Source organism: Thermogemmatispora argillosa, from assembly GCF_059696725.1.
In genome coordinates this window covers 2,552,698-2,564,267 of sequence record NZ_AP019377.1, presented here as the reverse complement: position 1 = coordinate 2,564,267, position 11,570 = coordinate 2,552,698, and the positions used below count along the sequence as shown (strand labels likewise).

The window sequence follows — 11,570 nt, the reverse complement described above, 5'->3', positions numbered from 1 at the left end:
GCGGCTATTCCTCTCATGAGCTGTATGCTGATTTTTGCGCTGCTGGGGCATAACTTATTTACCTTTCGAAAGAGGACTCCATACTCTTTTTCAAGATGAAAGGCTGCTCTTCTCTCAGAGTGTATCTTCCTGGTTAGATTATACCAGGCAGTCAAGCAGGGAAGGCAGAGAGGCAGCCAGAGATGCCGCCGCGAGGCCTTTCCCCTCACGGCTTCTCCCCCCTTCTCAGCTCAGCGCCACTACTTGTCTGCTTGTTTGCTTATGCCTTCCTGCGCCGAGATTTAACATTGCCATCAACTCTCTTTCACCTGCAATTAATGACAGCTTAAACAAAGCCCTGCATAAGATGTGAAGGAGGCACCCAAGGCTTAGCGGGCCTGCGAGCCTGGTGACCTCAGCGGTGCCAGACGCACAGGCTTGCTAAGCACGAGAAAGCAATACTCTCTAATTGCGTACAGGATTACATTTCGAATAATTATCTTCATTGATTGGAATGATCAGTAAAAAGAGTGAAAGTGGAAAGAGAGCCGTTTTGATCAGCCTTAGCCTGATCATCCTCATGCTATTGACAGGCTGTGGAGGGGCAGCGGACTCACAAAGTGCCCTCAGCGGGCGGCTGCGCATTGTCGGCTCAACGGCCTTGCAGCCGCTGGTCAGCGCGGCGGCCAGCCTCTTTGAGCGCCAGCACCCGCAAGTTCACATTCAAGTAGATGGCGGAGGGAGCCGGGCGGGCCTGGCAGCCGTCACCAGTCGCCAGGCAGACATTGGTGACTCGGACATCTACGCTGATCCGGCCATCTATCCAGATCCCAACCTGACCGACCACATCGTCTGCGTCATCCCCTTTGCAATGGTTGTCAATCCCGATGTCACCGTCGCCTCGCTGACGCGCCAGCAAATCATCGACATTTTCTCAACAGGTCGTATCAACAACTGGAGCCAGGTAGGCGGCCCGGACCTGCCCATTGTGCCGGTTGTGCGCCCGCAGACCTCGGGGACGCGCGACACCTTTCGCAAATACATTTTGGGAGGGCGTGACGAGAAAGGCAAACTATTGCAGACCGACTCGTCCGTAACGGTCCGCGAGACGGTAGCTCACACGCCGGGAGCCATTGGCTACCTGGCGCTCTCCGTGCTCACCCCGGCGGTGCGTGTCCTGGCCATCGAGGGAGCCAAACCCACGCTTGCCAACATTGTGGCCGGTCGCTATATTTTCTGGAGCTATGAGCACATGTATACCCTGGGCGATAACAATCCGTTGCTGAGCGCCTTTCTCGATTTCATGCTCAGCGAGCCGGTACAGCAAGAAGCGCAGCGCCTGGGCTACATTCCCATCGCGGCCATGAACCTCAACGGAGCCAGCACAAGCCTGACGGCTGCTCACTCCCTGGTCGCGATGACCGCGCCGGAGCCGGAGCGCGCGCCCGGTCCAACCAGAAAGGAGGAGTAGGAATGCAGCAGCCCGGCCAGAGAAGGGGCCAGACGCAACTGCCCTCGCTCGCGACGCCCTCACTGCCGCAAGCAGAGACAAGAGCCGGCCACGGCCCCAGTCTTCGCATTCGTCCCCGCTCGCGACGCAGCGGCAACCTGCTCCTCAATCTCTCCATCGGCAGACGACTCGCGCTCGGCTTTCTCTCGGCGGCCCTGATCGCCGCCATCGCGGCGGGCCTGGTAGGCGTCTTACGCTCCCAGTCCCTCAGCCGCCAGTCAAGCTTTTACCAGAAACTGCTGAGCATCAACACCTCCCTCACCACTGGCGCCGACTATCTCCAGCTCATGAATACCGAGGTACATAACCTTCTTGCCTCGGCCAGCGCCCCGGCGCCGTCCCAGGAAACAATCGCGCAGGAGCGCCAGGCCATCACAGGACTGGCGACACGCTACGATACTATTCTCTCGACCTACGTGGCTCAGGATCTGCTCGCCAGGCATCCTGACGAAATGGCCCTGCTTGCCGAGGCTGGTCAGAGCGGTCAGCAGGGGCAACAGCAGACCCTGCTTGCCAGCGCCTTGCGCACCTGGCACCTCTATCGCGCGGCCCAGGACCAGATTCTGCAGGACGTCGCGCGCGGCAATCTGAGCGAGGCCCAGAATCTCTTACGCTTTCAGGCCGAGCCGACTAACGCCGATGCCCTCAGCGCTCTGCGTGCGCTCATCCAGCTTAACCAGCGCCTGGCCGCCGCTGTGCAGCAAGCGGCAGCCGTTGAAGAGCGCAACCAGCTCATTACCAGCATCATCGGAGCGATTGTCGCCTCGCTGGCCATTGCCCTCGTCGGCTGGTTCATTTCAGGCACGCTCGTACGGCGCCTGCGCCATCTGCAGCAGGTAACGCGCTCCATCGAAAGCGGCCAACTGGAAGCACGCGTCACTGTGATCGGGCGTGACGAGATCGCTGAGGTCTCAGCGGCCTTCAATGCCATGCTGGAAACCCTGCTGAATCTGCTGGAGGAGACGCGACGCCAGCGCGATGCCCTGACCAACGCCGCCGAGCATCTCTTTAGCGACATGCGCGTCGTGAGCGCTGGCGATCTGCGCATCAGTGCGCCGGTCAGCGATGATCCCATTGGTTTACTGGCTAATGCCTTCAATTTCACCGTCGGACGCTTCCGGCGCTTCGTTTTGCGGGTACAGGTGGCGATCCAGCAACTGGAAGTCATCGCACGTCAGCAGCAGGAACATGCAGAGGCACTCATCCAGAGTCTGCATCTGCAACAGTCCCCGACGCGAGCCGAAAGCCCGGCACTGAGTGGCGGCCTCAACTCGCTGCCGGCCGGGGAGCGGGGCCGCAGCCCCTCTGGTTCGCTCGCGGTCACGGCCAGCGGCAGCAAGGGGCTAGGGGAGCGATTAGAACGCGAGCTAAGCGAGCTAAAAGGCCGCCTGCGGCGCAGTCGTGAACAGCTTCAGGGCTTACGTGAAACAGCAACCGTCGAGCAACTGCAGCGCCTGAGCGCGCTGCTGCGGCAGATCGAGGAAGAGGCTGCGCGTCCGACACGCTGGACAGCCAACGCTCAGGGGGTCCGCCGCGAGCTGCACATTCCCACCCCTTTGCTTCAGCAGCTAGAGCATGGGCTGAGCAGCTTGCAACAGCAGCTTGCCTCTACATTGAAGAACGCTGATCAAGAGTTACTGGCCGTAGGCCAGGAGATCAGTCGGCTGCGCGTGAAGCTCAACGCCATGACGGCTACAGCCGCTGGGGGAGGAGCTAGTGGAGGGGAGAGCAGCGATACAGTGCGCCTGGCCCTGGCCTTTGCCAGCGAAGTTAGTTCACTCTCCCAGCAACTAGCGGCGGTGATCCAGGAGATGCGGAGCAGCCTGGTTGGCTTCCAGTTTGAAACAGTGGAGGCAGGGGAGGCCGGCAGCGAGCCGACAGGCCGGCTGCAAGCGCCTGGAACAGCACCAACTAGCCATAGTTCGTCTGCTGATCTACTGTCACGGTCCTTACGTTCCTAGCCCTGGCCTGACCAGCTCTCTCCTTAGAGCGGCGAGAAGAGTCCGATTCGAGTTGGGGAAGAGCAGGTCAGCGCCGCTGGCTGGCCACCTGTCGACGCAACAAGCAGGCTGGGGCTAGCCTGGGGCGAATCTGAGTTGAATGGGGGGCGGGATTGGGGCGAAGGTCTTCATTCAGGCGCTCCCCCGCTCCCTGGACGTATGTGCTGGGTCTCTCGTCTCTCAGCGATCTTCTTGCCTGCTTGTTTGCTTTCTCGTCTCCTCAGCGCCTTTCTGCCCTCTCCGACTGACATAGCGCTCTGCATTGTTGCGAACATGCGATGCGTTTGAGAGGCCGCTCATGTTCACTCTGTGCGACACTTTTGCCTTCGCTGTCAGAGCGAAGACTCCCCTTCATGGCTATTTCTGTCGCAAACCCTTGAAAAAGAAAACGTGATCGCATATGATAGGCACATATCAATGAGATACATACATACGTTCATACCGTCATCAGTAATTATATGGCTCAGGAGGGAGGCGGTCACGATGCGTGCAGCCCGTCTTCCGTTTCCTATCCCTCTGTACCTGGAAAGGAGTGACCATACATGGAAGAACTGTTAACCGTCAGCGAGGTTGCCCGCCTCTTGCGCGTCGAAACCACGACTGTCAGACGCTGGATTAAGAACGGCATGCTTGAGGCCATTCTGCTCCCCCACCATGAGAAGGAGAGCAAGCGGCATGGCTACCGGATCAAGCGGACGACGCTTGATAAGCTCCTGGGCGAGTCACCCCGCGATTCGGCTTCAGAGCAGCAGAGCAACTGACAGGCCTAGACAGGGGGCCAGGTGTCGCCAGCAAGCCAGGCCTTGGCCCTCCTATCCTGCTCAACCTGGCTGCGCTGGCAAATAGATGCGTCTCTCGCGCATCGTGGATCACGCCCTGTTTCCCCTGCTCTTCGTGCAGCATATCGGGCCAACCAACCAGCTCATCAGCGATCAACAGCATACCTTTCTTGATACTAAACGTTCTGCAGTAAAAAACGAAGCAAGAGCAGGTAGGGTTTCCTGCCTGCTCTTTTTCTTTCTTACCTACTTAGCTGAGCTTGGCCGGCTGACGGGAGCAAAGACCTGACGAAGGAGGGGTAACAGCTTGTCTGGCATCGTGGGCGGACGACGCACCCATCGACATACATACCAGGTTCCGATAGACTGCCTGGCTGGCTGGCCGACCGGCTCTAGCTGAGCGAGCACCGAAGGCCCGGGCTTCAGCAGCGAGGCCGGGGAGAGGCGACAAAGCGAGCGGTGAGCACAGGCTCAGGATGGCGAGAGCGAGGGGCTGGCGGGTGTTGCATGAGACTCGCCGCTATCGCTGCTGCGGAGGCGCTCGCGGATCTCCACAAGCTGGCGCGCATGCTGCCGATCATGCTCGGCCAGAATATTCACCAACTGGTAGAACTTCAGGGCGCCCCAGGCATGATGATGGCAGGGGCGTTCCCAGGCCGCCGGAGGCAGCTCGGCCAAAAACTGTAAGATCTCCTCACGGCGCGCTGCCATACCAGCCAGCACTGCATCCAGCGAGAGATCGTGTGCTGTCTCGCGCGTCGCGCGCGGCCCCTCTTTCTCCAGCGCTGAGAGCGCAGGATTATCCTCCTCTTGCACCCGTCGTAATTCCTGCAAGGTCAGCCCATCAACCACATAGAGATGATAGGCCACCTCTAATGCTGACCAATCCTCGGGCGAGGGACGTCGTTCCAGCTCGGCGGCCTGAAAACGAGCCAATTCTGCCAGAAACTCGGTGCGAGCCGCCACTAACTTCGGGCGCACCTTGCCAAAAGGATCTTCTAGCGTTGCCATCGCAGCCTCCCGAAACTACTCCACTTCGTTTTTTACCAGGCGGGCGTAGAGTCGCTCCAGCTCTTCTTGATTATTGAAATGCAGTACCAGTGTGCCCTTGCCCTTCGCATTACAACGCAGATCGACCTTGACCATCAGCGAATTACGGAACTGGGCCTCTAGCTCCTCCAGATCAGGAGAGCGCACCGGGGCGGAGCGACTTGCAGAGGGGCGAGCGGGCTGCTCCAAGCTTTTCCAGCCGCGCACCAGCTCCTCCGTCTCACGCACTGTCAGGCGCCGAGAAAGCACCTGACGCAGAGCCTCCTCCTGGTCCTCATAGCTCGACAGGCCGGCGATTGCCCGGGCATGGCCCTCGGTAAAGTGCTCGCTTGGGTTAAGCAACTTCTCGCGGACAGCAGGGGCCAGGTTCAACAAGCGCAGCGTATTTGTAATGGTCGTGCGCTGCTTGCCGACGCGTTCAGCGATCTGCTCGTGAGTCAGGCCGAACTCCTGAGCCAGCGTCTGGTAGGCCAGGGCCTCCTCTATCGGGTTCAGGTCGGCCCGCTGGACGTTTTCGATCAGGGCCAGTTCCAACATCTGCTGAGGGCTGGCCTCCTTGATGATTACCGGCACCTGGGAGAGGCCAGCCAGGCGGGCAGCTCGCCAGCGACGCTCACCGGCGATCAACTGGTAGTGAAAGGAGGAGCGAGCCGCGCTTGAGCGCGCCTCTGAAGCGGGGCTGGGAGCCGCCCAGGGGTCGTCATCGGGAGGGCTGGCCCACGGGTCAGGAGGTGTGGCGCTCTGCTCCTCCTCCAGGCGCGTCACGATCAACGGCTGCAGCAGCCCGTGTTCTTTAATGGAAGCGCTCAGCTCTAGCAGAGCGGGATCATCGTCGCGGCAGACGCGCCGCGGCTGGCGTGGATTAGGCAAAATACTATCGATAGGAACCAGTTGGATCGCGCCTTCGGCGTCCGTCCGCGGCACCGGCTGGCGCGCGGCGGAGGTCTCCGCGGCGGGGGCGGGAGAGGCGCCAGAGCCTGAGAAGAGAATATCAAGGCCGCGCCCGATCGGAGACTTCTTATTAACCACGGGCCATTACCTCCTCTGCCAGCGCGCGGTAGGCGAGGGCGCCGGGCGAATCGGGATCATAGTCCAGGATCGATTGCCCGAAGCTGGGGGCCTCGCTGAGGCGCACATTGCGATTCACGATTGTATTGAAGACCTCGTTCGGAAAATGCCCACGGACCTCACGCACAATCTCGCCGGCCAGCCGTGTACGGGGATCGTACATCGTCAGGAGCACGCCGGCGATATACAGGTCGGGGTTCAATTTATTCTTCACGAGCTGGATCGTATTCAGTAACTTGGTGAGGCCCTCCAGGGCCAAATATTCGCACTGGATCGGAATGATAACGCCATCGGCGGCCACCAGCGCATTGACGGTCAACAGGCCGAGCGAGGGCGGGCAATCGATCAAAATATAGTCACAGCGACGCCGAATAGGCTCCAGAGCCTGGCGCAGGCGCTGCTCACGGGCCAGGGCGCTGACCAGCTCGATCTCCGCCGCGGCCAGATCGACGGTACAGGGCGCAACCACTAGCTCGCGGCGTTTCGTCGGTACGATCACATCAAAAATCGTCACACCCTCGTCCTGCCTGACCAGCAGGTCATAGACGGTGTGTTCGCGCACCTTCGGAGCAACGCCAATGCCGCTGGTCGTGTTGGCCTGCGGGTCCATATCTACCAGAAGCACTTTGCGACCCGCGGCTGCCAGATAGGTTGCAAGGTTGATAGCGGTGGTGGTTTTGCCCACACCGCCCTTCTGGTTGGCGATTGCGTAGACTTTCGACACTGGTTACTTCCGTACCTTTCTGATCGAACCGATCCGTCGCCGGGCGGGTGTAAAGGATGTACTGACAGCATGACCGCGCGTGTTGCAAGTGGCAACTACATTGTAACAAATGGGAACAGCTGACGCAACTGGGAACAGCTTTTCTTTCTTGCCGTCCGACCCGACCCGGCCTGGCCTCTTCTCTCTGATCCGCTCTCACGCTGTCTGTCTAGCTCTCTCCCTCCCTTGCCTCTGCCTGCTCGCGGCGCACAAGGAGCGGCGAGGTTCTCGGCTGAGTGTGAGCGCTAGAGAGCGCAAGGCGACCCTGGCGGCCGGGCAGATCATTCGCGCCCTGCCGCCTGCTCAATCTGTCTGGCTGGGGGAGAGAAAGCGTGCTCGCTCCTGGATAGAAAGGCGCCTGTCAAGCGATCAGGCGCCTTTCATTAGTGCTCGCGTCCCAGGCGCAGAGCCAGCAGCAGGGCGAACGAGACCGCCAGCACCAGAACTGAGAGCGCCACCGCTGCATCAAGATTGGTTTCCGCCGCGATATAGATGGCAATCGGCATGGTTTGCGTTGTTCCGGGGAAGTTGCCCGCAAAGGTGATCGTGGCGCCAAACTCGCCCAAGGCTCGCGCCCAGGTTAGGCCCATGCCGCTGAGTAGGGCCGGGCGGATCAAGGGCAGCACCACGCGACGGAAGGTATAGAACGGCGAGGCTCGCAGCGTATAGGCCGCCTGCTCATAGCGGGGATCAAGCTGTTCCAGACCGGCGCGCGCACTGTTCACGAAGAAGGGAGCGGAGACGAAGGTCTGAGCCATGACTACGGCCACTGTTGTAAAAGGCAGGCTGATGCCCAGAGCGCTCAAATAGCGGCCCAGCAAGCCAAAGCGCCCGAACGTCAGGAGCAGTGCTACACCGGCCACGACCGGCGGCAGAACTGTCGGCATTGTCACCAGGGTTTCCAGCAGCCGCCGCCCCGGCAGGCGTACGCGCGCCAGAACCCAGGCTACTGGCAGGCCGAAGAGAACGCTGAGGACCGTGCTCGCCGTGGTGGTGACCAGGCTTAGCTGTAGGGCTGTAAAGGTGTCGGGCTGGGTCAACGCGTTCCACAGCTGCTGCGGCGACTCGCGCAGCAGCAGAGCCGCCAGCGGGATGCCCAGAAAGAGCAGGAAGCTGGCGGCCAGGAGCCCGACCAGGGCCGCCACCAGAGTGCGGCCCCGCACTGGGGTCAGCCAGGGGCGCCGGCCTGGTGGCCTGGTTGGGCTGGGGGCCGGCGCCTGTTGTACCTCAACCATTTTTCGGAATGAACTGATACTTCTCCAGGGTTGCCTGCCCCTGCGGCCCAAGCACATAGTCGACAAAGCCCTGAGCCTCAGTGGCATGCGCCGAGGACTTGACGACCGCGATCGGGTACTGGGCGATGACGTTAAACTCATCAGGGATCGGGATCACTTTGACCTTGCCCTGAGCGCTGGCGGCATCCGTCTGATAGACGCAGCCGGCGTCGGCCTCGCCCAGCTCAACTTTCTGGAGCACCGCCGTCACATTGTCTTCCTGCGAAATGACGTTGCTCAGCAGGGCCTTCTCAAAGGCGGGGCCATAGGTTGAGGATTTCGCCATCTTATCGAAAGCCTGGCGGCAATATTTGCCCGCAGGCACCGTGGAGGCGGCAATGTCAAACTTCAGGCCCTTCTTGGCCAGGTCTGACAGCCCATTGACACCGGCGGGGTTGGAGGCCGGCACGATAATTACCAGCCGATTCTTGGCGAAGACCTGGGGGTTGTTGACCAGGCCAGCCTGATTGGCTTTGTTCATGTTATCCAGGTCGGCGGAGGCAAAGACATCGGCAGGGGCTCCATTGGCAAGCTGCTGCTCTAAGACCTGCGAGCCGGCAAAGTTAAACTTAAAGCTAACGTTGGGGTGAGCCTTATGATACTGGTTGGCAATATCCTGAAAGGCATTCTTGAGGGATGCTGCAGCAAAGACATTGAGGGTAACTGTCGGCGCGCTGGTGCCGCTGGCGCCGCTGGTGCCACCGCTACTACTGCCACAGGCTGCCAGTAGCAGGAGCACGAGTAGTGAGAGAATTGCGATAGCGGGGTAAGGCTGCCAGCGGACCTGGTGGCCTGTCGTGACGCGAGCCGCTCGCATGGGAACCGTGGGCTTGGTGGGCATAATGGGGCCTCCTTCTTCTCCCTGCTCTCTAGCTATGAGCGCGATTGAAATAGTGGTGAAAACTCTATTTTTGAGTATTCACAAATTGAGTATAGAGAAGGAATTGCCGAGATGTCAAGCCAACAGAGGGATCGGACCGAGAAGCCAGATGGGCGGGGTAAGGTGCAATGAGGAAGGTAAGGCAAGGCGACTGAGCGAAGCGGGCAGGGGCGGGTCGCCGGAGCAAGAGAGAGCCGTCGGAAGCGCGACCCGCCGTTCCCATCGCAAGATCTAGCCCGTATAGAGTGGGCCGGTCAACAAAGGCAGTGTAATACCCAGAAAAGCGCAGACACTGAGCACGGCGATCAATGGATCGAGCAAGGGCGCATTCAGTAAACTGCCGCGCAGGTGCAAACGATAGAAGAGCGTTGGCAAGACCAGGCCCAGAATAGCCGCCAGCAGGAGGGTCAAGCCCAGGCCGAACCCCATCGCCAGCGCCAGCAGAGGTGACCCGAAGAGAGCCCAGCTCAGGGCCGCCACACAAACGCTAGCCAGGACGCCGCCGGCGGTCCCTAGCTGCAACTCGCGGAAGAAGCCGCGCCAGAAATCGCGTCCGCGTTGTGAACGCAACTGCCAGCCGGTCACACCGAGCGCCTGCGAGCCCACGCTCCCGCTAGTCAGCAAGAGCATTGGCAGCAGCGAGACCATGCCGCTCAGCGTTGTAGGCGAGTGGAGAGCGCGTAAGAGACCGCTGAACGCCGCCGGGTCCTGGGTGACCCGGGCACCGGCGCGCAGGACTGGGCCCAGCAAACCATTCAAAAGCAGGGCCAGAAGCGCGCCCGCTGCCACATTCACCGCCAGCCAGGTCACGCGCCCAAGCACAGCGCGCCAGGAGAGCGGTTCCTCCTCAGCCGTGAACTCCTCGACGCTGGTGCCGGCGATCTCCGAGAGGTCCTCGGCCTGCTCCTCGCGGATCACATCGATCACATCGTCGACCGTGATCAGCCCGACCAGGCGGCCTTCTTCATCAAGGACTGGCAGCGCCAGCAGGTCATAATGCGAGATCAGGCGTGCCACTTCTTCCTGATCGGTATCGGTATGGACATGGATGACATCGGGATTGAGCAGATCCTGCAGACGTGTCTGCGGATCAGCGGTCACCAGGCTCCGTAGCGAGACCACGCCAACCAGGTGCTGTGCCTCATCAACCACATAGAGGTAGTAGATGGTCTCCAGATGGTCAGCATGGCGGCGCAGGTAGGCTAGTGTCTCTTCGACCGTCCAGTGTTGCGGCAGGCCGAGCACGCGAGTAGTCATCAGGCCGCCGGCGGTCTGCTTCCCGTAGTGGAGTAGATCGCGTACCTGGCGAGCCGCTTCAGCGGGCAGCAGATTCAGCAGGCGCTCGGCCTCCTCGCGTGGCATCTCGGCCAGGACATCGGCCACATCGTCGGGAGCCAAAGCGGACAGCAGGCGTGCGGCGTGCTCGGAATCGAGGCCGCTGATAATCTCGGCCTGCAGCGGCAGCTCAACCTCACTGAGGGTATCGGCAGCCGTTTCAGTATCCAGGCGCTCCAGCATGGCGCCAGCTTCTTGGGCGTCGAGCTGCTCCAGAATATCGGCGATATCCGCCGGGTGGAGATCCGCCAGCTTTGTGCGGCTGACGCTGAGCTGCACTTGAGGGACCACGCCGCCCGAGGCGACCGCGGCGCTGCTCCCCACGCCGGCGCCGGCCAGGGCTGGGGCAAGCTGCTCGCTGGTGCCAGCAGGGACCACCTGGATTGGCTCCACATAGTTCCAGGTGATCGTACGGTCCTCCAGTCGCAGGGGCAGCACCCGGCTCAACAGCTCGATAGGGGCCAGGAGCCCAAGTCGGCGCAGCAGGCCACTCGCGCCGATATCTACGCCGATCAGACGCGCCGTTCCCTTGATCTGGGCCAGCTTCAGATCGTTCACCTTCACTACGCGCACGCCCTGGGTGTCGACAATCTGCTTATCCAGAATGTCGCGCTTGAGCAGCAGCTCATCGGGTTGGGGCGTATAGGGAGTGATCTCGTCCTGACGAACCTTCAGAGTGATGGGGGTCTCTTCAATGCTATGGACCTGAGACCAGGGTACCACCAGCGTATTGGTATTCAACGGTGGGCGCACCACCAGCGCCGTCACACAAGGAAAAGTCTCGCGTGGCGAGACGTAAAGGTCAAAGAGTATACCCAGGCGCCGCCCCTCGCTATCATGGACGCTCTGACGCAGCAGCGTGCTCAAGTAGATCAAGGGTATCACCACCTTTCCTCGTCTGCTCAATGGACAATACAAGCCAGTCGCTCGGC

Annotated in this window: 10 protein-coding genes; 4 read left to right on the top strand and 6 right to left on the bottom strand. The window is 60.8% G+C overall.

Going from position 1 to position 11,570, the window contains the following annotated elements; genetic code table 11:
• Nucleotides 1–532: 532 nt before the first annotated feature.
• From AC6H1L_RS09995 to AC6H1L_RS09980, 4 genes are all read left to right on the top strand, one after another.
• Nucleotides 533–1,450: a phosphate ABC transporter substrate-binding protein gene (locus tag AC6H1L_RS09995; protein WP_497601343.1), complete on the top strand. Its 918-nt coding sequence runs from the start codon at nucleotides 533–535 to the stop codon at nucleotides 1,448–1,450.
• A gap of 2 nt (nucleotides 1,451–1,452) precedes the next feature.
• Complete coding sequence (locus AC6H1L_RS09990; protein WP_497601342.1) at nucleotides 1,453–3,450, top strand: HAMP domain-containing protein; 1,998 nt, start codon at nucleotides 1,453–1,455, stop codon at nucleotides 3,448–3,450.
• 581 nt (nucleotides 3,451–4,031) lie between these two features.
• A complete protein-coding gene (locus AC6H1L_RS09985; protein WP_497601341.1) occupies nucleotides 4,032–4,250 on the top strand; it encodes a helix-turn-helix domain-containing protein in 219 nt (72 codons plus the stop codon).
• Between the two features lie 103 nt (nucleotides 4,251–4,353).
• Complete coding sequence (locus AC6H1L_RS09980; protein ID WP_497601340.1) at nucleotides 4,354–4,557, top strand: hypothetical protein; 204 nt, start codon at nucleotides 4,354–4,356, stop codon at nucleotides 4,555–4,557.
• Between the two features lie 182 nt (nucleotides 4,558–4,739).
• Here AC6H1L_RS09980 and AC6H1L_RS09975 read toward each other — a convergent pair whose 3' ends face one another.
• From AC6H1L_RS09975 to mgtE, 6 genes are all read right to left on the bottom strand, one after another.
• Nucleotides 4,740–5,279, bottom strand: a complete 540-nt coding sequence (locus AC6H1L_RS09975; protein WP_497601339.1) for a DinB family protein — start codon at nucleotides 5,277–5,279, stop codon at nucleotides 4,740–4,742.
• 15 nt (nucleotides 5,280–5,294) lie between these two features.
• Complete coding sequence (locus AC6H1L_RS09970; protein WP_497601338.1) at nucleotides 5,295–6,347, bottom strand: ParB/RepB/Spo0J family partition protein; 1,053 nt, start codon at nucleotides 6,345–6,347, stop codon at nucleotides 5,295–5,297.
• Nucleotides 6,340–7,110, bottom strand: a complete 771-nt coding sequence (locus AC6H1L_RS09965; protein WP_497601337.1) for a ParA family protein — start codon at nucleotides 7,108–7,110, stop codon at nucleotides 6,340–6,342. The genes AC6H1L_RS09970 and AC6H1L_RS09965 overlap by 8 nt, the downstream gene beginning before the upstream one ends.
• 422 nt (nucleotides 7,111–7,532) lie before the next feature.
• On the bottom strand, nucleotides 7,533–8,384 hold the full coding sequence (locus AC6H1L_RS09960; protein WP_497601336.1) for an ABC transporter permease: 852 nt from the start codon (nucleotides 8,382–8,384) through the stop codon (nucleotides 7,533–7,535).
• Nucleotides 8,377–9,264 carry a molybdate ABC transporter substrate-binding protein gene (gene modA / locus AC6H1L_RS09955; RefSeq protein ID WP_497601335.1) on the bottom strand — a complete coding sequence of 296 codons (888 nt, stop codon included), beginning with the start codon at nucleotides 9,262–9,264 and terminating at the stop codon, nucleotides 8,377–8,379. Before modA ends, AC6H1L_RS09960 begins: the two co-directional genes overlap by 8 nt.
• 270 nt (nucleotides 9,265–9,534) lie before the next feature.
• Nucleotides 9,535–11,514 carry a magnesium transporter gene (gene mgtE, locus AC6H1L_RS09950; RefSeq protein WP_497601334.1) on the bottom strand — a complete coding sequence of 660 codons (1,980 nt, stop codon included), beginning with the start codon at nucleotides 11,512–11,514 and terminating at the stop codon, nucleotides 9,535–9,537.
• Nucleotides 11,515–11,570 lie beyond the last annotated feature (56 nt).